The organism is Paracoccus subflavus (genome assembly GCF_004310345.1).
GTDB classification, from domain to species: Bacteria; Pseudomonadota; Alphaproteobacteria; order Rhodobacterales; family Rhodobacteraceae; genus Paracoccus; species Paracoccus subflavus.
Map to the genome: position 1 here is coordinate 34,189 of NZ_SISK01000015.1, position 23,688 is coordinate 57,876.

General features: G+C 61.2%; 29 protein-coding genes. 21 read left to right on the plus strand and 8 right to left on the minus strand.

All coding sequences use genetic code 11. The features are described from left to right. Positions 1–4: 4 nt before the first annotated feature. The 9 genes from EYE42_RS16075 to EYE42_RS15030 all read left to right on the plus strand — a co-directional run bounded on the left by EYE42_RS16075 (position 5) and on the right by EYE42_RS15030 (position 9,338). The gene (locus tag EYE42_RS16075) at positions 5–499 is read left to right on the plus strand and encodes a DUF3768 domain-containing protein (protein ID WP_165455815.1); all 495 of its coding nucleotides are present in this window, start codon (positions 5–7) and stop codon (positions 497–499) included. 263 nt (positions 500–762) lie between these two features. Beyond that, positions 763–1,239 carry a ParB/RepB/Spo0J family partition protein gene (locus EYE42_RS14995; protein WP_130992123.1) on the plus strand — a complete coding sequence of 159 codons (477 nt, stop codon included), beginning with the start codon at positions 763–765 and terminating at the stop codon, positions 1,237–1,239. A gap of 152 nt (positions 1,240–1,391) precedes the next feature. Then, positions 1,392–2,549, plus strand: a complete 1,158-nt coding sequence (locus tag EYE42_RS15000; RefSeq protein WP_130992124.1) for a tyrosine-type recombinase/integrase — start codon at positions 1,392–1,394, stop codon at positions 2,547–2,549. After that, positions 2,539–4,347, plus strand: coding sequence for a hypothetical protein (locus EYE42_RS15005; protein ID WP_130992125.1), 1,809 nt, complete (start codon positions 2,539–2,541; stop codon positions 4,345–4,347). Before EYE42_RS15000 ends, EYE42_RS15005 begins: the two co-directional genes overlap by 11 nt. Before the next feature lie 72 nt (positions 4,348–4,419). Then, entirely contained in the window at positions 4,420–6,228 is a 1,809-nt protein-coding gene (locus EYE42_RS15010; protein WP_211657959.1) for a site-specific integrase, read from the plus strand. Then, entirely contained in the window at positions 6,218–6,700 is a 483-nt protein-coding gene (locus tag EYE42_RS15015) for a hypothetical protein (protein WP_211657960.1), read from the plus strand. The genes EYE42_RS15010 and EYE42_RS15015 overlap by 11 nt, the downstream gene beginning before the upstream one ends. Before the next feature lie 95 nt (positions 6,701–6,795). Beyond that, a complete protein-coding gene (locus tag EYE42_RS15020; protein ID WP_211657961.1) occupies positions 6,796–7,425 on the plus strand; it encodes a plasmid pRiA4b ORF-3 family protein in 630 nt (209 codons plus the stop codon). Positions 7,426–7,547: 122 nt separating this feature from the next. Further along, positions 7,548–9,068, plus strand: a complete 1,521-nt coding sequence (locus EYE42_RS15025; RefSeq protein WP_484217440.1) for a ParB/RepB/Spo0J family partition protein — start codon at positions 7,548–7,550, stop codon at positions 9,066–9,068. A 63-nt stretch (positions 9,069–9,131) separates the two neighbouring features. Further along, positions 9,132–9,338, plus strand: a complete 207-nt coding sequence (locus tag EYE42_RS15030; RefSeq protein WP_130992129.1) for a hypothetical protein — start codon at positions 9,132–9,134, stop codon at positions 9,336–9,338. 168 nt (positions 9,339–9,506) lie between these two features. Here EYE42_RS15030 and EYE42_RS15035 read toward each other — a convergent pair whose 3' ends face one another. The 3 genes from EYE42_RS15035 to EYE42_RS15045 form a co-directional block, all read right to left on the minus strand. Then, positions 9,507–9,983, minus strand: coding sequence for a thermonuclease family protein (locus tag EYE42_RS15035; RefSeq protein WP_165455816.1), 477 nt, complete (start codon positions 9,981–9,983; stop codon positions 9,507–9,509). A gap of 142 nt (positions 9,984–10,125) precedes the next feature. After that, on the minus strand, positions 10,126–10,551 hold the full coding sequence (locus EYE42_RS15040) for a type II toxin-antitoxin system VapC family toxin (RefSeq protein WP_246020842.1): 426 nt from the start codon (positions 10,549–10,551) through the stop codon (positions 10,126–10,128). Continuing rightward, complete coding sequence (locus EYE42_RS15045) at positions 10,551–10,805, minus strand: type II toxin-antitoxin system VapB family antitoxin (RefSeq protein ID WP_090757601.1); 255 nt, start codon at positions 10,803–10,805, stop codon at positions 10,551–10,553. The genes EYE42_RS15040 and EYE42_RS15045 overlap by 1 nt, the downstream gene beginning before the upstream one ends. 182 nt (positions 10,806–10,987) lie before the next feature. Here EYE42_RS15045 and EYE42_RS15050 point away from each other — a divergent pair, with 182 nt between their 5' ends. Together EYE42_RS15050 and EYE42_RS15055 are read left to right on the plus strand one after the other, a co-directional pair. Beyond that, entirely contained in the window at positions 10,988–11,170 is a 183-nt protein-coding gene (locus EYE42_RS15050) for a DUF3606 domain-containing protein (protein ID WP_130992132.1), read from the plus strand. Between the two features lie 4 nt (positions 11,171–11,174). Continuing rightward, on the plus strand, positions 11,175–11,432 hold the full coding sequence (locus tag EYE42_RS15055) for a DUF982 domain-containing protein (protein ID WP_130992133.1): 258 nt from the start codon (positions 11,175–11,177) through the stop codon (positions 11,430–11,432). A 4-nt stretch (positions 11,433–11,436) separates the two neighbouring features. Here EYE42_RS15055 and EYE42_RS16080 read toward each other — a convergent pair whose 3' ends face one another. Both EYE42_RS16080 and EYE42_RS15060 read right to left on the minus strand, forming a co-directional pair. Next, complete coding sequence (locus EYE42_RS16080) at positions 11,437–11,598, minus strand: hypothetical protein (RefSeq protein WP_165455817.1); 162 nt, start codon at positions 11,596–11,598, stop codon at positions 11,437–11,439. Positions 11,599–12,272: 674 nt separating this feature from the next. Then, the gene (locus EYE42_RS15060) at positions 12,273–12,524 is read right to left on the minus strand and encodes a hypothetical protein (RefSeq protein ID WP_130992134.1); all 252 of its coding nucleotides are present in this window, start codon (positions 12,522–12,524) and stop codon (positions 12,273–12,275) included. A gap of 610 nt (positions 12,525–13,134) precedes the next feature. Between EYE42_RS15060 and EYE42_RS15065 the strand changes: the two genes are divergently transcribed. From EYE42_RS15065 to EYE42_RS16085, 8 genes are all read left to right on the plus strand, one after another. Beyond that, the gene (locus tag EYE42_RS15065; RefSeq protein WP_130992135.1) at positions 13,135–13,392 is read left to right on the plus strand and encodes a hypothetical protein; all 258 of its coding nucleotides are present in this window, start codon (positions 13,135–13,137) and stop codon (positions 13,390–13,392) included. Positions 13,393–13,402: 10 nt separating this feature from the next. Further along, positions 13,403–13,876 carry a hypothetical protein gene (locus tag EYE42_RS15070; RefSeq protein ID WP_130992136.1) on the plus strand — a complete coding sequence of 158 codons (474 nt, stop codon included), beginning with the start codon at positions 13,403–13,405 and terminating at the stop codon, positions 13,874–13,876. Further along, a complete protein-coding gene (locus tag EYE42_RS15075; RefSeq protein ID WP_246020843.1) occupies positions 13,873–15,222 on the plus strand; it encodes a class I SAM-dependent methyltransferase in 1,350 nt (449 codons plus the stop codon). Before EYE42_RS15070 ends, EYE42_RS15075 begins: the two co-directional genes overlap by 4 nt. 64 nt (positions 15,223–15,286) lie before the next feature. Next, positions 15,287–15,478, plus strand: coding sequence for a hypothetical protein (locus EYE42_RS15080; protein WP_130992137.1), 192 nt, complete (start codon positions 15,287–15,289; stop codon positions 15,476–15,478). 320 nt (positions 15,479–15,798) lie between these two features. Continuing rightward, positions 15,799–16,020 (plus strand): hypothetical protein, encoded by a 222-nt coding sequence (locus tag EYE42_RS15085; protein ID WP_130992138.1) that lies wholly within the window; start codon positions 15,799–15,801, stop codon positions 16,018–16,020. 780 nt (positions 16,021–16,800) lie between these two features. Next, the gene (locus EYE42_RS15090) at positions 16,801–17,691 is read left to right on the plus strand and encodes an ArdC family protein (RefSeq protein ID WP_130992139.1); all 891 of its coding nucleotides are present in this window, start codon (positions 16,801–16,803) and stop codon (positions 17,689–17,691) included. Continuing rightward, positions 17,688–17,867 carry a hypothetical protein gene (locus EYE42_RS15095; protein ID WP_130992140.1) on the plus strand — a complete coding sequence of 60 codons (180 nt, stop codon included), beginning with the start codon at positions 17,688–17,690 and terminating at the stop codon, positions 17,865–17,867. Before EYE42_RS15090 ends, EYE42_RS15095 begins: the two co-directional genes overlap by 4 nt. After that, complete coding sequence (locus EYE42_RS16085; RefSeq protein ID WP_165455818.1) at positions 17,864–18,031, plus strand: hypothetical protein; 168 nt, start codon at positions 17,864–17,866, stop codon at positions 18,029–18,031. Before EYE42_RS15095 ends, EYE42_RS16085 begins: the two co-directional genes overlap by 4 nt. Positions 18,032–18,449: 418 nt before the next feature. Here EYE42_RS16085 and EYE42_RS15100 read toward each other — a convergent pair whose 3' ends face one another. The 3 genes from EYE42_RS15100 to EYE42_RS15110 are packed head-to-tail and all read right to left on the minus strand — an operon-like array spanning position 18,450 to position 20,324. Next, entirely contained in the window at positions 18,450–18,857 is a 408-nt protein-coding gene (locus EYE42_RS15100) for a hypothetical protein (RefSeq protein WP_130992141.1), read from the minus strand. Beyond that, on the minus strand, positions 18,854–19,567 hold the full coding sequence (locus tag EYE42_RS15105; protein WP_130992142.1) for a hypothetical protein: 714 nt from the start codon (positions 19,565–19,567) through the stop codon (positions 18,854–18,856). The genes EYE42_RS15100 and EYE42_RS15105 overlap by 4 nt, the downstream gene beginning before the upstream one ends. Further along, positions 19,557–20,324 (minus strand): ParA family protein, encoded by a 768-nt coding sequence (locus tag EYE42_RS15110; RefSeq protein WP_130992143.1) that lies wholly within the window; start codon positions 20,322–20,324, stop codon positions 19,557–19,559. Before EYE42_RS15110 ends, EYE42_RS15105 begins: the two co-directional genes overlap by 11 nt. A 748-nt stretch (positions 20,325–21,072) precedes the next feature. Here EYE42_RS15110 and EYE42_RS15115 point away from each other — a divergent pair. Together EYE42_RS15115 and EYE42_RS15120 are read left to right on the plus strand one after the other, a co-directional pair. Beyond that, positions 21,073–21,615: a helix-turn-helix domain-containing protein gene (locus EYE42_RS15115; RefSeq protein WP_165455819.1), complete on the plus strand. Its 543-nt coding sequence runs from the start codon at positions 21,073–21,075 to the stop codon at positions 21,613–21,615. Further along, the gene (locus EYE42_RS15120; RefSeq protein ID WP_130992145.1) at positions 21,596–23,569 is read left to right on the plus strand and encodes a relaxase/mobilization nuclease domain-containing protein; all 1,974 of its coding nucleotides are present in this window, start codon (positions 21,596–21,598) and stop codon (positions 23,567–23,569) included. The genes EYE42_RS15115 and EYE42_RS15120 overlap by 20 nt, the downstream gene beginning before the upstream one ends. Positions 23,570–23,688 lie beyond the last annotated feature (119 nt).

Consider the following 23,688-nt stretch of genomic DNA (forward strand, 5'->3'; position numbering starts at 1 on the left):
ACACATGGCACATCTCAATGCTGCCCCGGCAAACACGAACACGGGCGTTTTTCGCTGCGCGTCCTGCCGGGATCACTACGAGTCCGAGGATGCAGGCCCCGGCCTCTGCCCCATCTGCAACCCCGCCGAGCAGGCCCGCGACCACATGCTGCGGGTTATGATCGCGGAGCAGAACGATGCCTTCCGTCGCGCCCTGGGCTTTGCGGCCCTGTGGCGCGGCCAGCATCTGAAAGGCCGCACCGTCGCCACGCCGGGCTTCCTCGCCATTCCCGAGCGCACCCAAGCCGCGCTGATGAACGCGGTGATCACCTTCACGGACTGGACCGAGGACAACGATCCTTACGAGGATCATTCCTTTGGCCGCGTCGAGGCGCATGGCGTGGCGATCTACTGGAAGATCGACCTTTACGACACCGCCTATCACTTCGGCGCGGAAACCCCGTCCGACCCCGAAGGGACGCGCCGTGTTCTGACGCTTTACCTGCCGTCCGAACACTGACCCGCAATCGGCCTGCTGTGGCTCCGTCAGCAGGCCGAACCATCCCGCACTGACAGCCTGAAAGGGGGTGAACTTATGAGCAGAGAAACCTTGCAGCGCCGTCTCGCAGAAGCGTGGGCGCTTGTCAGGAAGGGCGACAACTTCGGTATCGGCCGCCGCTTCCTGATCCAGCACGGCGCACTTTGAAAGCCCGCCCTGCCCCCACGGTCATGAGGGCAGAGCATCCATAACAAAAAACCATCCGTCGCAAAAGGACCATTCCCATGAAACGCGAAACCATCGCCCCCGCATCCATCCAGTATTTTCCGCTGGCGCAACTCTATGTATCCGACCTGAACCCGCGTCAGGACGCCGACCCGGAAGGGATCGACCTGCTGGCCGACAGCCTTGCCATGATCGGCCTGATCCAGAACCTGTCGGGCATCCTCGATCCGGAGGGCCGCGTGGGCATTGTCGCCGGAGGCCGCAGGCTGCGGGCCATCGCCCGCGCCGTCGAGCGTGACGCCACCGTGACCGAACGCCACCCGGAACTGGCCTCCATCCCGGTTCGCATCGCGTCTGATGAGGCCACCGCCCGCGCATGGGCCAGTGCCGAGAACGCGGCGCGGGAGGACCTGTTAGGTTTTGTGTTGCAACTGTCCCGTTGGGTTCGTGCAGCTGTCATGGTTGTGAGCGATACTCGCGGGCATATCGAGGAAGGCAAACGGACATTCGGGGCAATAGCCACGGCTGCACGGTAAAGAGCGCTTCAGGTGAGAAGAGGAAGCCCAAGGCGTTCTCTGGCATATAACATCCGGTTCCGGAAACTGTCTTTCTTGTTGCTGTGTAGGGCTTTGGCTCCTGCCCAATGTCTTTTGCTGTTTCGGAGGTCGGGGAGCAAAGAGGACAGATCATGGTGCGGATTATCAAGGCTGCGGCAGGTTATGCCGCAGTTCCGGCGGGTTTTCCGATCCTGGTATCGGAACGGATGGCGATCATCGAACCGGCGTTTGCCTGGCTGATGGCACTGGCCACGATCCCGGGCCGCTGTCATGCGGCGGAGACGGTCCGAACCTATGGTGAGCACCTCCACGACTGGTTTGATAGCCTGGAGCAATCCGGCCTCGATTGGTGCAGCGTGGGGGAGGCAGAGATTGCCGGCTGGCGCAACCGCATGCTGTCACAGCCAAGCCCGCACACCAAACGGCCATACGCGCGCTCGACGGTGAATGATCGGGTCCGCACGGTCTGCCGGTTCTACGCATGGGCGCAGGATCGAGGGTGGATCGACAGCCTGCCGTTTCACTTTGTCGACGTGCGTGTGAGCTCCAGTCGACGACAAGCGTTCCTGGCGCATGTGGATGGGCGTGCGGGAGTCGTGGCGGCGAACATCCTGACGGTTGCCGAGTACGAACGTTTGCCGAGACCATTGCGTCCCGATCAGTTGCGCCGGGTCTTTGCGCACTTGGAGATGCCTTACCGCCTGATGGCGGAATGGGCATTGGCAACAGGATTACGGCGCAAGGAGCTTTGCGGTCTGGCCCTCTTCCAGGTGCCAGAAACGGCGCATCTGCACGACGAGGATCACCCGCTGATCGGTGTGCCCCTGACGATAACCAAGGGGGACAAGCCGCGCACGATCTATCCGCCGATCCGCTTGGTGGATCGTACACAGCACTATATCGACGAGGTTCGCACCCCGCAGGTTCGGGCATTGCGCCGCCAGCGGCGGGACTACCAGCCGTCCTCAGCCCTGTTTCTCAACACTCAGGGAAACGCCGTCAGCACCGCACGATTGACGGCGGTGTTTGCCGAAGCCTTCCGGGCGGCCGGTGTAGCAGGGACACTGCATTATCTGAGGCATACCTTTGCAATGACGATGCTGGTGCGGTTGCAGCGGCAAGCATCGGTCACGCCTGATCTCAATCCGCTGAAGATCGTGCAGGTCCTGCTGGGCCACAGTTCGATCCAGAGCACGGCCGTTTATCTGCGCTGTGTAGAACTCAATGCCCCGGAATTGGCCGAAAGCATCGACTATCTTTATGGCGAGCTGATCCCCAATGACCGTTAAACGTGAGCGCATCGACCGGCGCTTCTCGCAAGCGCCTCCGATCCTCCAAGAGGCAGCCAATAGCGAGGTGATCTTCCGCGATGGCTGGGGTGACATTGTGAAGCGCTATGATGTGGGCAAGCTCGGCTTGCCTGCCGATATCGCGATGCTGCTGGCGGATGCGTTTCGTCACCATCATGCCGCATCGAGTCACGACACGCAGCGTCATTGCTGGATGGCGATGCGTGCGTTCGCGCGCTTTGCCGCGGAGGACGGCCTTGTTCGATCCACCGGTGATCTGACCTCGGCGATGGTGGGACGCTATATTGCCTGGCTGGATTGCCAGGTGGGAGCACAGACCAACAAGCCCTGGTCAAGGGGATCCCGGGCGAATGTGCTGATGCAGCTTCGCCAGATGATCGACTGGACGAAGCGCCGGCATCCGTCAAGGCTTCCGGAACGGATCGACTTTCCTTCGCGGGTTTGGCCAGACCGCCAAGCTGATCCCCGGCTGCGGCTTGGCGCCGAGGACCTCAAGGCTATCCTTTCTGTGTGCTATGAGGACATTGACGAGGCTTGGGACCGTTTCGAAACGGGGCGAGCCATCCTTGCGACAAGCGGCTTGGTCGAAGGCGTCGATCTTGAACTGTGCGACTTGGTTCGGGCGCTCGCCGTTGTCGATGGTGGCGTCCTGCCCTCGCAAACGCTTGCGATCCGCAGCGGCGTCAGACTCTCCGCCGTCAACCGTCACGGCGGCCTTCGTTATCTTGGTGGCTATCTGCATCTTACCGGGGAAACGGTTGCGGCGTTCTTCATTGCACTGGCGATCCAGACCGCGGGTAATCCGGATGCGCTGCGGATGATGACACGCGATTGCCAGATGGCGCACCCGCTTGATGAGCATCGCATCCTTGTCGAATGGGCCAAGCCCCGGGCTGGCGCGAAGGTAAAGCGCCCCCAGAAGCGGTCCTTCGACCGCCGTCGCCCCTATGCAGCTCCAAATCTGATTGACAGGTTGCTGGCAATGACCGCGCCCCTCGCGATCCGGGCCAGCCGGCAGGACCGCAATCGGCTGTTCTTGGTGAAGAGCGAGAAGAAGAGTGCGGTAACGCTCATCGCTGGATCGACCTTGGCGCATGCCTTGAAGCCGTTCATCAGACGCTCCAATGCCCGGATCGCTCTCTGGAACAAGGCGGCGCCGGAACGTAGCCGTCCCTTCTTGCCGGATTTTGCGGCGGTGCTGCTGCGAGGCAGCGTCGCCACCGAGTATTACAAGGCATCCGGCGGCGATATCCTCGCGACACAAGACGTGCTTAACCATACCCGCACCGATACGACCGACCTTTATATCAAAGGACCGCAGACATGTCGCATTCAGCGCGAGACCATTGCCAGATTACAGGTGCTGATGCTCGGCTGGATCGTTGGCATGAAGGCGGACGCCGAGGAGCAGGTGCCGTGCGACCAGATCATGTTGGCGAAGGATGCCACGGTTCCGTTCAGCCATGGTTGCCTCAACCCGGCCGCAGGCACAGCGCCGGGGTCTGTGGCAGGCCGGGTGTGCCGGCACTTCGGCGGTTGCCTGCGCTGCCCGGGACTGGTCATTCCGATCGATGCAGAACACATGGCGCGTGTTCTTCAGGCGAAGGAGACGCTGGAGCGTGCACGTGAACGTATCGATCCACGTCGCTTTGAGCTTTTGTACGCGCCAAGCCTGCGCATTCTGATCGAGGACATCTTGCCCGACTTTCCGCAATCGCTGCAGGCGGGGGCCGAATGCCGGATGGCATTCCTGCCAGCCCTTCCGACCTTGGAGTAAGCGATGCAAGCATCCGCTGCATGTGATCTTGCGGTCCAGGCGAGGCTCACTCTTCGCATATCGGCCCGCTCAGTGTGGTCAGACCAGACTTGGCATCTCGATGGCTACCGTCCCGGCGCCAACCGGGGCGACTTCTCGCTCTCTTGGGGCTTCTACCTGAGCGACGACAGCCGCTTTGACGATCCGCAATGGACTGACTGGCGAGAGGCGGCAAAGCTGTTCTTGTGGAGCCTGAAGCTCGATCCGCCTCCAGGCCGTCGTGCTGTGCATGACTCGACAATCGTTTCCGTCTTCAAGGCGCTGCGGATGCTGATCCGCTGGATGGTCGCTCATGGATACCGACGCTTTGCCGATCTGGACCGTGATGCCTGCGAGCGGTTTCTGGCAGCGATGGCGCAACGTCCTGGCAGCAAGCCAGGCAAGACGCTGTCGGCGACCACGCTGCACGCTTACGCTGATCTGCTGGCACGGCTGTATCTTCAGGGAGCGAAGTTCCCGGAAGTAGCCATCGACGATCCCTTTCCCGGAACCGCACCCCCGTTCGCCCGGCGCGACCGAGGCTGGCTTCCTTATACGCCAGATGCCGTCGCCGTTCCCTTGCTCTCAGCGGCACTGCGGCTGATCGAACAGCCAGCAGACGACGTCATTGCTTTGCAAACGCAGGCGCAGACTGCCTATGATGACGCCCTTGCCCGGGGGCTCAGTCAAACGAAGGCCAGCTTCATCGTAACCGCCGCAATTGCGCCCTTCGTCTTCTCGACACTGCCCGAAGAAGAACTCCCGTGGCATGAAGCACCCATTACCAGCACCAAGCAGGTACGCTATCTTGCCGATCGCATCTACGACGCCTGCTTTGTTGTGATTGCGTACCTGGTCGGCGCTCGGGTCTCGGAGATCCTTGGACTTCAGGCCGGTTGTATCGAGCAGCATCCCTTAGGGGATGGCGGCGAGAGCTTCGCCTATCTCGGCGGCACGATCTACAAGACGGCGCGCGAGGCCGGTGGCCAAGCCCACCGTTGGGTTGCTCCAGCGCCTGTTGAGCGAGCCATTGAGGTCATGGAACAGCTGAGTGCGCGTTTGCGGGCGCAAAACCAGCGATCCGAACTGTTTTTGGTAATGGCCAGTACGGGCTTGGTGGGTCCGGCCGCCCGCATCAACCTGCCCATTGTCTCGACCATCATACGGCGACTGAATGAGTTGTTCGCACCATTCATCAATCTGCCGGAGCACGAGGGAGAGCCCTGGCATCTGAACACCCATCAGGGCCGGAAGACCTTCGCGCGCTTTGTCGGCAAGCGCGATCGGACCGGACTGCATGCCCTTCAGGCGCACTTTGGTCACGTGTCCCGGGCCATGACCGATCGCGGTTATGTCGGAACCGACTTTGCGCTTGATGACCTCATTGACCGGCATGCACAGGAAGAAACCTGCGCGGCCTTGGAAGAGGTCCTGACGGCGACGGCGCTCGCCGGCAAGGGTGGACGAATGATCGCCGCCCGATCGCAGTTCCGCGGGCGCACACGCGACGGCGACGTTCAGGCCTATGTTCGCTTTCTGATGGACGAGACAGATCTCCGGCTTGGGGTTTGCGATTGGGGCTACTGCGTTTATCGCGCCGAAACAGCTGCGTGCTTGGGCGACGAGCGAGGCCCAAACCCGGTGCTGAGAACCGAAAGTACGTGTCTCACCTGCGCCAACTTCGCCGTCACGGCCAGGCATCGGCCAGTCTGGCAGGCCCGCCGCGACCGCAATGCTGATCTGCTCGGTCATCCCGAGCTCGATCCCGTCAGCCGGAGACTTGCCGAGACACGGATTGCCGAATGCAATCGCATCCTCGGTGAACTTGCTGGTGATGGAAAGGATGGCCGCAGTGGCACGTAAGTCTCGCGAGACACCCGAGTTGACCCCGCACGAAAAGCGCCTGCGCAACACAGGCCGCAAGCTGCGGGACGCCTTGGAGCGCCTGGTGAAGGGATTGCCCACGCATCCGGATCTGCAGAAGCGCGCCTATGGCTTGACCATTGCCACGCTTGCCCGCGAAGCGCGGGTCGGCCGCAATGCCATCTACACCAATCATCGCTCGATGATCGATGAACTGCGGCGCGCCCGCGAGCGTAAGATCATCCCAGACAAACTGGTGGCTTGGGAAGATAAACTCATTCAGCAGCGCGCGCTGATCCAGGTCTTGCAGCTCGAGGAGCGGCGCATGATGACGGAAAATGCCGTCCTGCTGAAGCGCATCCTTGACGCTGAAGCAGAGCTTGAGCGGCAGAAGCGTCACAATGCTCGCCTCATCGCCGAACGCGATCGCGCTGCAAAGCCAATACCCCTGCCGCGCGGTCCGAAGTCCTGATGTTGTCTGCGACGTCTGGGGGTGCTGCGCTCATTATAGGACAGTGAGCGCACGATCTCTTGCCTGCGACAACCTTGCCCGGCATGATCTGCACCATGCTTGACCCCTTCGATCCAGACAGCCTTATCGTACGCGCCGAGGTTCATATCCTCGACATCGAGCCCAGGATCAGCCGCACGCTCGAGCTGCCCATGACGCTCAACCTCGCCCAGCTTCACGAGGTGCTGCAGGCCGCCTTTGGCTGGACCGACAACCATCTGCACCAGTTCAATATTGGCGGTCTTGTTTATGGAGCCCCGGAGTTCGATGAAGACGGTCTGTCTGACAGCCGAACCTTCGAAGCGACCGAGGTCCGGATGAGCGACTTTCAGTTTCCTTACGATCCGCGCGGCAGCTCTCTTACGATCCTCTACGAGTACGACTTTGGCGACAACTGGCGTCATCTTCTGCGCTTGGAGCAGGTTGCGCGGGAAGAGGGAGCCAAGTATCCGCGCTGTATCGCTGCTGCCCGTTCAGGACCTCCTGAAGACGTCGGCGGGCCTTCAGGCTATGCCGGCTTCCTTGAAACCTGGCTTGATCCGGATCATGAGGACCATAAAACCATGCGCCTGTGGGCCGGCAGGAAGTTCCAGCCGGAGGCCTGCAATCTCGATACCATCAACAAGGCCATCGCCAAAGCATTGCGCGCATCAAAGGGTGACTATCGCTTCCGTCGAGAAAGCTAGCGGGATTGGCGCCCCGGCTGTGCTTCAGCGCCAAGAAGACATTCAGAATGCGAAGCGCAGCTAAAAAGACCCACGTGTCAATGATGTTCAGCCAACAGGACACTTGACGCATAACCTAACCGCTGGCCCCCGCTGACGAAATCCGCGCCTATGGCCGGATGAAGGAGGCAGGCGCGGACGTGTCGGCCATTGCCCGCAGCTTCGGCAAGACCGAGGCCCATGTTTATCGCCGCCTTGCCTTGGCCGCCCTGCCCGCCCCGGTTCTGGATGCGCTGAAAGCGGGCGCGATCAGCCTTGGCATGGCGAAAGCCTTTACCGTGTCGCAGGACGAGGCATTGACCCTGACTGTTCTGGCCGAGGTAAAGGGCCGCGACGTGTCGGAACACCGCATCAAGCAGGCATTGCAGCCCGCCGCCATCAGCGCCACCGACCGACGCGCCCGCTTTGTTGGACTGGATGCCTACGAGGCCGCAGGCGGCAGGCTGACCCGCGACCTGTTCAGCGACACCGTGGCGCTGCACGATGCCGACCTGTTGCAGGACCTGTTCACCGAGCGGCTGAACGCCGAGGCCGGGAAGCTGGCGGCAGGCTGGAAATGGGCCGAGGTCATGGCCGACGAATATGTCTCCTATTCCGTCACTGAGAAGCTGGCCCGCCTTTATCCGGTCGAGGGTGATCTGACGGAGGAACAGGCCGAGCGGTATGACGAACTGGCCGAACTGGCGAACGCCGACGCCTTGGACGAGGCCGGGCAAGCCGAACTTGAGGCTCTGGACGCGATCATCAAGGGCGACTTCACCGACGCGCAGCGCGCCGAGGCGGGCTACTATGTCTATGTCAGCCACAGCGGGACCGTGCAGTTGAGCGGCCCGTGGGTGCGGACCGAGGACCGGGCCGCAGCCATCGAGGCCGGGACTCTCGCCGGCCATGCCGCCCATGCGGACGGCGGCGATGCCGCGCCCGCGCCAAAGTCGCCCTATTCCGGCGCACTGGTCGAGGACATGAAGGCGATCCGGCTGGCCGCGATCCAGACCGCCCTTCTGGACAAGCCGGACATGGTGTTCGACCTGCTGGCCTTCGGCTTGTCGCTGGCCTCTGGTGTCAGCACGAATGTCTTTGACCTGTCGCCGGGACGCCCCATGAACTGCCCGAGCAAGACGGATGGTCTGGAATGGTCCGACCGGCTGGCCCATCCCCCGGCAGGACATGAGGCATGGAGCCGCCCGGAGTTGCGCATCAAGGATCTGGCGCAAGCCTTCCGCGACTTCACGGCGGCAGGCAAGAAGGCCCGCAATGCCGCACTGGTGGAAGGCATGGCTCGGACCCTGCCCTATGGCGCAGGCAATGCCGATTTCTTTGCGCTGATCGAGGCCGACAGCGGGGCCAGCATCCGCAAGGTCTGGACGCCGACCGCCGAGAACTTCTTCAACCGCGTCAGCTCCGACTATCTGGACAGCCTGCATCTGGACCTGACCGGCTGCGATCCCGAGGGCCGCGGCTTCAAGGCCCACAAGGCGCAGAAGAAGGCGGAAAAGGCCCGCTGCATGGAACGGCTGTTCAGCGATGCCGAGTATCAGAAGGCATGGCGCCTCACAGCGGAGGCAAAGGCCCAGATCGACGCTTGGGTGCCGGATTGCTTCTGATCTGAAAAGCCGGGGGCGGCACCGCCTTGCCACCCCCGGCCCAACAACAGGGAGAGTTCCATCATGAACACACAACCGATAGGTAATCAAGGCCCGAGCGCGGAACAGATCGACGCCTTGCGGGCCTATCGCGCCCAGCATGGCAGACGCTGGAAAAGCCGCCTTCTGGCCGAATGGCTATCCTCGACGGGCGACGAAGGGCCGGAGCTTCGCCAGGTCCGCAACACCTTCGGCCCGTCCTGGCTGCTGAACTATCGCCTGCCCGACTGACATTCCCATTCCTTCAGCGACGAAGGTTCACCTGGCCCCGCCCCGCGCGGGGCTTCTTTTTGCCGCTGCTGGCTGATGTCCCCTGCCCCATCACCGGCGAGCCGGCGCCAGGACAAGGGCGGCGCTCAGGCCGCGCCGGGCCGGCGCTACGCGCAGTCCCCTGTTTCCTTATCGCTGTTGGCGCCGCCAATCCTCTGGCGGAATGAACGACCCGGCGAAGATCCCTCTGTTCTCGGCGCGGGCCTTGGCTTCGGCCTGTTCATAGTCCCGGCTGTAGCGGGTGTAGGCCACGGCCCATCCGTTGCGGACCACCCAATAATTCACGTCTTTGCCACCGGCTTCGCAGAGGGACACCGCCCGGCCATAGCGGTCCGTGTCTTGCACGAGGCACCGCACATTCTGCCCGTCGAGAGTGGCAGCCAGTTTCTCGGTTGCGTGACGACCGCACGGCCATTCCGTGCCCGTCCTGTCCTGGCACGTCTGGTTCTTTTCCACCGCGTCGATCCCGAACAGGCGAACCGACCTGCCGTCCATGTCCAGCGAGTCGGCGTCGATGACCCGCACCTGTCCTGACAGGATCTCGCCTTGCGGGCGGAAAAGATCGCCAAGAAGCCTTTCCGCTTCCTCCGTCAGTTCATCAGCCATGCCTGTGAGGAACGCTCCAAGCAGGACAACCGCGATCGCAGCGCCACGCCCAACCCAGTTTTGCCGCCCTTTTACCTGGCCTTTCCGCTGCCGTTTCCTTCTGCCGCGCATTCCATCTTCTTCAATGCCGTTGGCTCAATCCCTATGCGAGATCGGTTTTTGAGAAATCATCGCCCTTGTAGAGCAAGGGCACATGGAAGGCTTTCGCGCAGGCATAGGACAAAGCATCGCCCATGTTGAGTTGCGCCGGATGCCCGACCACCTTGCCATAAACCGACAGCGCCCGGATCGCCTCGGCCCCCATGCTGCCCGTGATGTGCATTTCCTTGGCCTCAAGCGCCTTCAGCAGCTCATCGACAAGATCCGTCGCGGCGGCAAAGTCCTCGGCTGTCGCCGGGCCTTTGCCGCGCTGCTCGACCCGCTTGCGCACAAGGGCAAGTGTCGCTTCCAGGCGCACAATGGGCGAATAGCGCAGGGTGCCTTGTGCGGCCTCCATCGCCTTCAGGAACGCGGGGCCATCTTCTTCCTTCAACAGCACGGCGGCGACAACGCTGGCGTCGAGAAACATCAGTCCTCGCCCCACTGTTCGTCCATGAATGCCTTGTCTGCTGCAATATCGCTGCCGCTGGACACAAAACCGGCCTCCGCTGCCCGGCGCTGTATCCGCGCAACCCGGTCCGTCAGGGTCTCCTTGGCTGCGAGAGCGTTCAACTGATCGGACAAGGCGCGGCGAACAGCCTCCGTCTTGTTCGTCATGCCGGTGGCCGCAAGATACTGATCGACAAGCGTATCCACCGCAGGGTCTTTGATGTAGAGTGGCATCGTATATCCTTATTTTAAGCTAAGTATATCTTCTAAGGATATATAGGCAGCCTCGAATGGGATATACACATGGGGTCTGCATTCTGGAAAACTGGACCGCAGCCTGCCCCAGCCTTCCGTTGAGCCGGTTGGAAACAAGCCACAACCTACCGCGTTGATCCTTTGAAGATGCGGAGGACGCCATGAGCAAGGAACAGACAAGCCGGGGCCGCGCCCAAGATCGCCGTCAGGTCGCAGCCGGACAGGATCACGAAGTCCGCTACGAGGCCGAGAAGATGGACGTGTCCAAGGATGAGGTGCGCGAGGCCGTGAAGTCCGAAGGCAACAGCCGCAAAAAGGTCGAGCGCAAGCTGTCCGAGGACTGAAATCATGGCAGACGATGCAAGCGGGCTGCGCACGATCCGGCCGGTGTCCTATCAGGAGACAGACAGTCGGTTTCGCACCGTCAACGATGCCAACGGCATGGGCCGGGCGCTGATGGAACAATGCGATCCGGCCGATCCTGCCTATCGGCAGGCGGCCGGTTCCTGCATCGCCTTTGCCGAAGGCACCGTGACACCTGAACAGGTCAGGGCCGACTTCATCCAGGCACTGATGTCAGCCGGGGTGTTCGTTCGCGAAGGATAGCAGCTCATGCCCCTGCGTCAGCGGTCGTGTCGCTGCTGGACGGCGCATTGCACAGGCGAAGAGCCAGACGCGCTTCGAGCAGAACACCGTCGAGGTCGCCTTTTTCCGCCAGCTTCTCGATCTGGCGGAGATAGCCAACCACCTTGCGAACAACATCATCTGCCATCTTCCATTCCTTCCGTTTCCGCTGTCTGGTCGGCCATAGACCTCACACAACACGAGCAGACAATGACAGGTATAAACGTAACGATCGCAAAGAAGGCTCGCAACGAAGCGGCTGCACTAAGGAATGAAGCAGGCATATCGACCCTATCAAAAGGTAAAGTGGCTAGTTTGATAGCGGACGCTGAATTGTTGGAGGCAAACGCTACCCGCGCGCTTCAAGGCGACCCCGAAGCCATCAAATGGATATGCGGAATACTAAATCTGTCCGGCGACTGGGAAAAATATGTGCTGGAAACACGCACAGAGCCAGACTCGGGGCCAGATGAGCCTTGAAATGCCGCCTCCCTCTGTTCGTTCGGTCTAGGGCTTTCGCCCTGGACCTCCCGCCCGAGGGACCGCGCTCTAGGCTTCGGCCGGCTGCACCGGCCTGCGCCCCGAGCCTGAACCCCTTTCCCTCCTTTGCGGCTTTTCCCGCGCTCTCTGTCTCGTCCCGAGCCAGCCTTTGCGGGGCCGCAATAGTCGGTCCAGCGGCCCAGTCTCGGCCCTGTCGGGTTGCGATCGCTTGCGCGGGTAGCCCGGTTGTCCAGCCTCGCACTGGCCCGACCTTGGGAGGGACAGGGGGAGGCCGAAGCAGGCTGTAAGCGAGACCACAGGGATCGAGCACACAGCCTGTGGTCAACCGGGCGGGCAGTTGCGTGGTCCGGTTAAACCTTTCCACCATGAAAAACCCAGGCGGCGTCCGCGCCTGGAGGGCGAGAATGACTGTGAAATCTGGACCGACTTACCGCTTACGGACGCTGATCGCTGTTCTTCGTTGAGCTTCGCGACCTTGGCGTCGAACAGTTGCCTGACCTCATCATCCGACAGTTCCGAGACGGATTTTGCTTCCGACCAAGGCTTGTCGTGCTGCTCGGGGGAATGGAACATGTCACACCCTCCTTTGCACCCAGAGAGCCTAGCACGACAAAAGTCGTATGCCAGCTTTCCCTTCGCTAGTTCTGTATGGTGGCACAATCCCGCCGAACCTTCCCACAGGGCGGCTCACTTCCCTTCGCTCCATGATGGGCGCGTCCAGCTCGCCGCCCTGCAAGGCCCGCCGCCAGGAGAGAGGCGGCAGGCTGGATAGCTTCACCCTCAAGAAGAATACACGGGAGAGGCCCGCGCGCGGCGCGGGCCACGATGATTCATGTGTCGTTCCGGGGGATCGACGGGCTTTCGCCCGCTCACCCCCGTCCGCAGCCTTTTTGTTTTCCTGTCCGCCACGCATCCCCGCCCGAGCCGGTCAAGGGGCAAGCGCCGCCCGTTGGGCGTCGTCGCCCAGGCGGGCCGTGTCCTCGCCCGTTGCCGGGCTGCGGGCCGCACCACCCCGCCTTCCCGACCCCTTGACAGTCTCGGCCGGGGCCACGGGCAGGGCTGCGCCCTCCCCGCTCTGATTTCCGAAAGGCATGGGCCTTTCAGAAATCAGAACAGGAAGGCTCGCCCATCGGCGGAACGGGCAGAAGACCCGCCGCCCCCGTCGCTAAAGGAGAGCCAAAAGATGGCGCTTTTCGAGATCGTCACCATGACCGATGACTGCGGCATGAGCCGCGTGTTGACCGATGACCTGGCCGCATGGGTCGAGGACATGGGCACGGAAATCACCGGAACCGAGACCCGCACCCGCCTGCGCCCCGAGTTGCAGGGCCAGCCGAAGATCGCGGGCTTTGTCGGCCCCTGCTGGGGCGGCCTGTCCAAGACCGGCGAACCCATCATCCGCTATGAAGATCGCGGCACCTATGCCGCCCTGAGCCAGTAAGGAGGCGGCGATGACCCATTTTTCCGTGGTCCAGATCGACATGCACCCGGCGCCCTATGTTGCCGCCACCGGCAGCGCCCGCAGCGCACAGATCCTGGCCCGCCTTGTGGCCGAGCGTTGCCCCGGCAACGTGTTCGGCGTGCGCGACACCGCCGACTTCAAGGGGCTGAGGAGCAACGGCTTCATTCGCGATTGCGCCCGGTCCGTCGAGGTTCAGACCCTGGCCGCACAGGAGTTGATGGCCGAGGCAGACGACAACCCCGACCAGCTTCCCAAGTGGCACGTCTATTTCTACGACAGCGGCGCAGGTGAAAATCGCTTCGCGGTCAACGCCTATCTTGACCATGACAGGCGCGTCCGCGCCAAGTGCGAGGCCGACCCGACACTGGTTGGCCGCGACGTGATCTATGGCGACGCACCCACCCTGGAGACGCTTTATCTCATGCTTGATGCCTTCGCCGCCCGGCAGGAGGCGACCGCATGACCTATCACAACACCGAGTTTCCGAAGATCGGGGAGACGCAGGAACATGCCGCGCCCGCCATGCGCCGCAGCCTGTCCGAGATCGTGGCCGAGTATGACGAGAAGGCCGCGGCCATTCCCGAGGTGATTGCCGAGTTCAACCGGGCCGAGGCAGCGGTCAACGTCGCGGCCTGCATCGGTGGAGCCTATGGCGGTCAGGTCTTTTCTCGCAGTCCAAGCCTTTACGAACGCGACGTGCGCCTTGCCCTGCTGCGTTCGGCCTGGAAGCATGTCTATGACGGCTTGCAGATTGAGCGCATTGCCAGTGCCAAGGACCGCAAGCAGCTTGATCTGAAGCTGACCAACCCCCTGCCCTTCACCCTGCCCAATCTTGCGGAAGTGTTCGGGGATTATCTGCTGGACCCCCGGTTTCACGTCCTCAAGGGTCTGGCCGAGTGCTTTTGCGATCTGGACCCAGCCTACAAGAGCCATTCCAAGGTCAAGATCGGCGTCGAGGGCCTGCCCAAGCGCATCATCATCGGCAGCGCGACCGGCTGGAACGGATGGGGCCAGGAGCGGCTGAAGGACACCTTGAACGCCCTGCGCGTCTATCGCGGTCAGCCGCGCTATGAATACCGCGAGTTTGCCGACATGATGAAGGAGGCTGAACGGCACGGCGAAGCCGATTGCTGCGCAGGCTTCATCCGCGCCTTCAAGAACGGCAACGTGCATCTGATTTTCAACGAGGATGGACGGCGCGACATTAACCGCGCCCTGGCCGAGTTCTATGGCGAGGTTCTTCCCGACGCGCCGACCGAGACGGAAGCCAAGCGGCCAAGCACCGAAGTTGCCCGCGACCTGCAATTCTACCCCACGCCCCGCCGCGTGGCGCAGGAGATTGTCAGCGCCCTGCACCTGTCAGGCGGCGAACAGATCCTTGAACCGTCCTGCGGTGACGGCCGGATCATGGACGAGCTTGCAGCGTGGAACGACAACCCCGAGGAACGGCGTGGCCGCGCCCCTGTCATCGTGACCGGCATCGAGTATGACGCAGCCCGCGCCGAGCAGGCCCGCGCCAAGGGCCATTCCGTCATGACCGCCAATTTCTTGCAGGTCGCGCCCGATCCGCGCTTTGATGCGGTCGTGATGAACCCGCCCTTCTATGGCCGGCACTACAAGCTGCATCTGGATCATGCGGTGAAGTTCCTGAAGCCGGGCGGCGTCCTGGTCTGCATCCTGCCCGCGACGGCCCACTATGACCACGGCACCACCATAGGCCGCTGGACCGATCTGCCCGTGGGCAGCTTCGCCAGCTCCGGCACCAATGTTCCGACCGGCTATTGCGTCTATCACAAGCCCAAGGCGTAACTGAAACTGACAGGGGCAGGCGATGCGCCTGCCCCTGTCCTCGCCCCATTGCACGGATCGCCCCATGAACCTTTATCTGCGCATCTATCTGGCGGGACATTCCGGCCGCGTCATGCCGCGCTGGCTGCGCCGCCTTGTCGCGCGCAGCGAATTGCACCGCGCCTGGCTGTGCGGCTTCAAGGGCTGTTTCGAGCAGGACGGTGTGCGCTACGGACCCGCGAACCCCTACCCCGGCCCTGTCCTACCGGACTGCTGAGCCAGATCCTTCACCAGAAGACCGTAGTGCCGACACTCGAAAAGTGCTAAGGACCGCAATGCTCCATCTAGCGACGGAGTAACTTAAGGCCCCGCTTGCGCGGGGCCTTTTTTTCCCGCCTCTCCATTGCGGCATCGAACCAGGCTGAGTCGCAGCTTGGAAAAACCCAAAACATGCCAGCTAGTTGGCAAGTGACGCTCTGGTAAGGTTGTCAATCGAAATCTGAAAACTGGCTTTTTGGACTGGCTTTTTAGCCAGTGGCATAGCTTTGTCAGACAGGACGGTTAACACCCGTTTTACTTACAGAGGGATGGGTTTCGATGTTTGCGGCACGAGAGACAGCAACCGATTGCAGGGCTGAAGTTACCCGAGACATGATCGAGTTGATGCTGTCGCAGTTTGACAGCTTGAGTGATCCAGAAGGCATCATTCAGTTGGAACTGCGGGGCAACTGCCTCATGATCCTCAATCCCGAAACCAAAGCCTACGAAGTCGTCGGAGTGGCCCGCCTCCCGCCTTCCATGCGTAAAGTCATCAAGTAGGGCGTCCCCCTTCGGGTCGCGTCCCCGGTTCCGGCCGGCAAGCCGGCCTTCACCCGAGCTGGTCAGGGCGATGCTCCCGGCTGCGGCGCGCGGATGCCTGTCTCGTCCCGAGCCAGTCCCTCGCCCGCCGGTCCTGGTCGCCCTGCCCTGCCCATCTCGCCCCTTCGGGCGGGACCGCTGACGCGGGCCGTGAGCCCGGTTGTCCAGCCTCGCACTGGCTCGATCTTGGGAGGGACAGGGGGAGGCCGAAGCAGGCTGTAAGCGAGACCACAGGGATCGAGCGTCAGGCTGTGGTCAACCGGGCGGGCAGTTGAGTGCTGCCGGTGAAGCCCAGAGATAGCTGCTTTCCCTTCTGACCTGCCTTGCCGTCGCTGTGCGGCCCAAGAAGACACGGGAGAGGCCCGCGCGCGGCGCGGGCCACGATGATTCATGTGTCGTTCCGGGGGATCGACGGGCTTTCGCCCGCTCACCCCCGTCCGCAGCCTTTTTGTTTTCCTGTCCGCCACGCATCCCCGCCCGAGCCGGTCAAGGGGCAAGCGCCGCCCGTTGGGCGTCGTCGTCCAGGCGGGCCGTGTCCTCGCCCGTTGCCGGGCTGCGGGCCGCACCACCCCGCCTTCCCGACCCCTTGACAGTCTCGGCCGGGGCCACGGGCAGGGCTGCGCCCTCCCCGCTCTGCTTTCCGAAAGGCATGGGCCTTTCAGAAATCAGAACAGGAAGGCTCGCCCATCGGCGGAACGGGCAGAAGACCCGGCCGCCCCCGTCGCTAAAGGAGAGCCACAAATGGCTGACAAGTTCGATCTCTACGCCCACGTCACCGACAGCATCATTGCCAGCATCGAGGCAGGCACCCCGGCATGGCGCAAGCCGTGGACCGGCGACAAGGGCGGCGCACCCTTCCCGCTGCGGAGCAACGGCGAACCCTATTCCGGCATCAACGTCCTGATGTTGTGGCTTGCCGCCGACGCCAAAGGCTACCGCGCCGCCCGCTGGTTCACATACAAGCAGGCCCAAGAGGCAGGCGGACAGGTGCGCAAAGGCGAGAAATCCTCAACCGTCGTGAAATACGGCACCTTTGAACGCGAGGACGCGGACACCGGCGAGGAACGCCGCCTGCCCTACCTGAAAGCCTATCGCGTGTTCAATGCGGAGCAGATCGACGGTTTGCCCGCTGAACACTACGGCACCCCCGCCGAGCCTGCCCGCGACCTTGGCACCGAGGCCGACCCCGCCCTTGACGCCTTTTTCGCGGCCACCGGCGCGGACATTCGCACCAGCGACGAGCCGCAAGCCTTCTACAACCCCGCCGACGACTTCATCCACATGCCGCCGATTGCGACGTTCCACAGCGCGGCAGGCTACTACGCCACGCTTGCCCACGAGGCGACCCACTGGACCGGACACAAGAGCCGCCTTGACCGCTTTTCCCGCTTCAATGACCGCAAGGCTTACGCCTTCGAGGAACTGATTGCCGAGATTGGCAACTGCATGACTTGCGCCCGGCTTGGCCTGACCCCGGATTTCGATCAGTCCGGCGCTTACGTCCAAAGCTGGTTGCGGGCCTTGAAGGACGACAAGCGGCTGATTTTCAAAGCCGCCAGCGAGGCGCAGAAGGCCGCCGAATGGCTGATGAAGGGCCAGCAGATCGAGGCAGAAGAAAAGAGGGCCGCATGAGCGGCCCCCACCCCCTGCCCGTCCTGTCCTGCCGCAAATGCGGCAGGAGCAATCCTTGGGTCTATCTCGCGCCGGTCGTGGTCGAGGGGACCGGAACCTGCATCTGCATGGATTGCGCCGAGGCGCGCGGCTGGCTGAATGCTGTCGGAAATCTCAAGCCGGGAGTCGCGCTTTGACCACCTACGAGATCCGGGACGACCCCGACGACCTGCCCATCATCTGCGCGACCTTGGCGGAAGCGGAGCGGCGCGGCCAACGCCGCGCCGTCCGCCTCGGCATCGAGGTTCTGATTTACGAAATGCACCCCACGCGCGGAGAGCGGCTTATCAGCGCGATCTGACACCCGGCCCCCGCAACAGCAGCGGGGGCTTTCCCTTGACTATCAGGTTGACCAGGCGGGGCGGAGCCGTCGAGCCGGCCCCGCCCCGCCTGGCCCTGCGCTATCCGCGCGGGAGCCGCGTGCGCGGCGATGCGGAGACGGTTGCGCCGTCAGCCCATGAAGAAGCCCCGCCCTTTCGGGCGGGGCGAGAGTCAGGGAGGGAGTGCCGTTCAACGTAGGGTTGCCCCAAGGGTTCCTTTTGTGCCGCGGTATGGCGGCAAACACAGCCCCGATCACTGCCGGAATTGACCACAGCCTACTCACGTCCCTTCGCTCTGTAGGGGCACGTTCCGTTCGTAGGCTGCAAGCCCGTGGCAAGGGTCTGCCACGGATGGACAATTCCGATCCGGCCACGCAAGGCCGCCTGCCTCAGAAGGTTTCAGGCGTCAGCACCACACGAAACCGGAAACGCGGAGCCTGTGTCCAACCGGAAGGTCTTGCCGTTTGCCGTCAGCTCGATCTGCGACCCGCTGCGTAGCACGCCGACGAGGCCCCTCCAGTCTTCGCCATCGCGACTGACGGCGGAACCGGAGACCATCTTGCCTTGGTGCGTCTTTGTCGAGGACTTGATGAGATAGTCCCCATCCAGCGGTTCACCGTCGAGCGTGACGCTCAGGTGGTTGGTCGGAGGAATGAACGCACCATCGGGATCACAGACGGCTGTGGCGGAGATCCCGTCACCGGAGGCGGTGTAGATATGAAGCCCCCTGAAATCGGTTTCTTCCTCCCAAGCCGATGCAGGAACGGCAACCACACAGAAGGCAGCGGCAAGAGCCATGTGCTTCATTTCGACAGTTCCTTGATGGTGTCGTCCACGCAGGCGAACCAAGCTCGTTCGATCTGGCCGACTATCAGACTGGATCGCGGGGCCTCTGCACCATTGAGAACCTGATCCTGGATCGCCTGAAGTATCTCCTTCTTCACGGCGATAGAGGTGCGGTAGTTCCACTCGGAAGGCCCACTTGGTTCCTGCACTTGTGGGATGTAGCGAGGTTCGATCCGGATTTCTGGAAGACGGCTGTAGGCAGTTCGCAGCACGTCGCCAGGTTCGATGCCCCTCTCCACGATCTTCCTCATGGGCTCCACTTGTCGGACCAACAGCCTGAGGCGCACATCGACTTTTACTCCGCGGTTCTGCTTAGCGCGGGGCGGAAGAACTATCGTTGCGAGGCCCGGAGCCGTGGAAGCCGATGCACCCTTGGGTGCCGTCTCGGTCTCACTCATGATCGGTTCCTGCTGGAGCGACTCCTGTTGCACAGGGGTATTATCTGCTGGCAACTGGAGGCTTTCGCTGACATCAGGAACGGCGGTTTCAAGTGAACCTGAGAGCTTTGGGTGCGGTTCTGAAGGCGCTGCACTGGCCTTCTTCCGCTTGTTGAATGCTTCCAAGGCATCCTTATTGAAGGGCTTGAGGATTGTGGGTTTGCGAACACCCGTCACCCCTTCCTCGAAGCCGGTGGCATCTTCTCTGGTGGTTCGGATGCGTTCACGCGCCATGAATATCCCCCATTCTCCTGTCGTCGAAGATGTTATTCACAAGAGTGATGGCGTGAGCTAGAGCAGCCTCGAAGTGAAAAGCCTTGAGCTTTTCGTTTTTGTCTTCGCTGTCTCTGCACTTGGTCAGAACAGCACCCAAGGGACCTAGTTCATCCATTTCACGATACTGCGTCTTTTCTGGCACCATCGTGGCAAGAGGATTGAACTGGTCGATGATTTCGTAATGGCGCTCAAACTCACGTGCCGCTAGATCCTTTGGCTTCGGATTGCCCCGGACGTGCGTCAGAAGGTTTGGCTTCACTCTGGAAAGCACAATCCTGAGAGGCGGTATCGAGTCCGGGTTCTCAGCCCTCCTTTTCAAATCCTGATGCCATTCTAATGTTTCTTTGGTGCGTTCGCGATCACCTTTAGCGTTCATGCATGGAACGATTAGAACGTCCGATACACTTGCTAGATCAACTGCCCAAGAGCTACCCTCGCCCTTTGTGTCGATTATGATGAACTCGACCTCATCCTCATAGCGTGAGACCAAATCGAATAGATCGTCAGCATCGGTCGGAGCGCGAACAATGATGTTCTTGTCGGCGTAACCCGTTTCATTCGCTGTAACCCACCAGTTCACAATGTCTTTGCTAGGGTCCAAATCGATGATGAGGCATTTATGATCGGTGAAGGCAAAGGCAGAGGCCAAGAGCTTAGTTATAGTTGACTTCCCTGCGCCGCCTTTTCGGCTGATCATTCCAAGCACAGTTGCCATTTCGTTAGCTCCGTTTCTGTCCCAGCCTCTTTTGAGGCAAATTGTTTAATGATGGCAGGCTCACTTTCATTCCTACCGCCCAGCAATGCTATGTCAAGTCGTCGCGACGTAACGACGCGACGGGATGACGTGACGAAGCAACGTGACGCAACAACGCGACGCAACAACGCGACGCAACAACGCGACGCTACGACGCAACGCAATGGCGTGACGCGACAACGCGACGTAACGACGTGACGTGACGACGCAACTTAGAAGCGCGACGTAATGCCGCGACGCGACGACGCGACGTGACGACGCGACGTAAAAGCGGGACGTGATGACGGGACGCCATGACGCGACGTCATGACGCGGAGTGACGACGCGAAGAAGCGACGCGGCGAGATGACGTAATGTTGCCTCAGATTGCAGTCGCGCCCTTGTTGCTAGCTTGATCTGGACGCAGCACTCGACGGGAGCCGCCTGCATGGCCGCTGAGGGGCGGCTAAGGGCTTCTCCCTAGGGGATGCACCCTTGAAGAGCTTAAGGGCACTCAGCGGCCCGCTCAGCGCCTCTGAGTCCCTATTAGCCACGTCACACTGCTTAGACTGTTGCCTGAAACGGAAAGGCTAGTGTCGGACAAGCCAGATTTCATTGACATTTCATCAGTCTTGACCAACACTAGCCTTGTAGATTGGCAAGAAATACAAGTTTAATTTTTTACACATCGGACATGGCTGGAAGAACGTCAAAAATTAGTCCTAGCGACGTGAAGAAGATCGTATCTTCAATGCGTTCTGGCGTGCCGGTCACAGTCCTGGCGAAGACCTATGGTGTCACACGCCCAACCATTTACCGGGTTGTGCGGGCCTTCCACGAGAAGGAGGCTGTTGCGAATGCTGGCACCGCCCCAGTCTCATTCACTGTCGATCGTGACAGTCTCAGGGCATTCGACGCGTTCACAGGCCGTCTTGGTCTTGCAAGTAGGGCTGATGCCCTGCGTCGTGTTTGCCGCGTTCCAGCGGGTTTTTTAGAGCCTGACCCTGATCTGGCGGATGCGCTGCGCGACGTTGCGGCGCAGTTGTCAGCCATAGGGCGGAACGTGAACCAGCTTGTCGCGACCAAAAACTATGAGGTGAGGCGTGGTCAAAAACTCAAGCTGACCAAGCCGCAGGAGCAGCTTCTAACTGATCTTCTTGAGCACATCGACGGCGTTTCAACTGTTGTTCGCGAGATCGAAGGCAAGCGTGCGTCGCAGACCCTCCGAAGGTTTGTTGCGACGATGAAGGGGCATGACGATGAGCCGCGTTAATGCCGTTTCTGCTGTAACCGGAAAACTCTTCGATGAGGATTGGAGCAGGGTTGGACGGGGTAGGGGGGCCGGTCAAGCTCGCCATATGGCACGCGCCGCCCAAGGCGCATCGCCAGCAATTTTCAAGATGATCCGCACAGGCGGTTGTGCCTCGCGCAGTCAGCTATCTGCTCAATTCAATTACCTGTTCAGCAAAAGTGTCGATGTTCACGATTCAAGAGGACTGCTGGACGGCGCGAAGGTTCTGAACCCGGAGCAGATCGAGTCTGCTGTTTCGCGTTGGGCTGATAACTGGAAGGGGCAAATGAATGCGGCACGGACAAGCCATATGCTTATGTCCTTTCCGCGCGGGGCAAAGCCCAGCCATGTCAGCCTGATCGCGGGAGAAATCTGCCGCGAAAAGCTGGGTGGTAGGTTCGACTACATGATTGCGGTTCATACCGACAGCCCCAACAAAAATCCTCATGCCCACATCATCGTCAACAGGAGAGGTCAGGATGGAGATTACTTCATCCTGCGCCGAGGCACGGAATACAGTTACGAGGCTTTCAAGGAGGCCATGGTTGATCATGCTGATCGCTATGGCATTAGACTTGAGGCCACCTCGCGCTTGCAGCGAGGTCATATTCATTATCCGCCGACTGACGGCGAGTGGCGACGTGCCAGGGAAAGATCTGCACAGACTGGCACCGCTTTCGAGGCACCAGAAGGAAAGCCCCGAATTGGTGATGCTCTGGTCCGTGCCACCCAAGAAGTTCGCGACTGGTCCCTGCGCTATCGCGATTTAGCGAGCTTTGCCTCGCAGCAGAACATGCAGGATCTAGCAACTGCATTTGAAAAGGCATCTTCGGTCCTTGCCGGAGGTGGCACCATTATATCGAAAGGGGAACCATATATGTCCTTAGTAGAAGATTTCGATAAAGCCGCCGCGAACTTGAGAAAGGCCGTTGATGATGCGGAGCAGCGCATTGAGAATGCGGCCCCGAACCAGCGTCCCGCCATGGAGCGCAAGCTGGCCGAGGCGCTGACCTCTGTAGAGCATCTGCAGCCCTTGGGCGCCCGGTCGCGTGATCTGCGCGAGAGCGCCAGCGAAGAAGGTATCTATTCGGCCCAGAATCTAAGCATGGTGAACACCCGGTTTGCCCTGGAAGGACGCGACAAGCTGACGGCCGCCCTAGACGGGACCGGCATCGATCCGGTCGAGGTCGAGGCTCGGATGCGCGTGGGGGCCAATTCTGCGGCCCTTGAGGCACGATGGGTTCAGCATGACCTACAGAGCGTAGCTGATCTGCGCGGCTTGGATCTGAGAGACCAGGCACAATTGCAGCAGGCTATCGCAGTGGTAGATGCCGCCTATGATCGCGTTGCAGACGCCTATGGCGTGGATGATGCAATCCATCAGAGAGCAGTCACAAACCGGAGCACTGGTGTAGAAGTAAGCACGGAAAACCCCGATCCGGTTGCAGGTCTGCCCACCGCCAGCGAACTCACTGAGTATCCTGGCGATGATGAGGTTAGAGCCTATATTCAGGGCAACTGGGTGTCTCGTGATGGCGTGGAAGAAACCCGTAGCGTCGTGATCGAAGATGAGGGTCGTTTCTATCCGGCCCTTGAGATTTCCAGAGGAGGGGGCGAGTCGACCTACTCCTTTGATGACAGCAAGTCCTATTCCTCCCTGCGGGAAGCGGCTGATAACAGCGCCGATGCGTATCGCTATTGGGAAGGTCTCGATACTGCCTCCCAGATGGAGCGTTCACGTGAGTCGGACGTGCTTGATCATGCGCCTGCGACTTCGATTGGATCGCAGCATCATGCTCAACCTAACTATGCCGAACTGGCCCGTTATGCGCGTCCTGTCGGGTCCGAGGACGAGAGACGGTTGCGTGAAGCCATTGAGAAAACTCTTAGCAGCGACGAGTTGGAGCGGTTGAAGAAGGGAGATGTGGACGTTTGAGATATGGGCAAAAGTTGGTGACGCCTGATCAGGCGGCGGCTTGAAGTTGACGGAGGCCGTCGCGGAACTCAATCCCCTGGATGATCTCCGGCAGGCGGTTCTGGCCGTCGAGTTTGCGC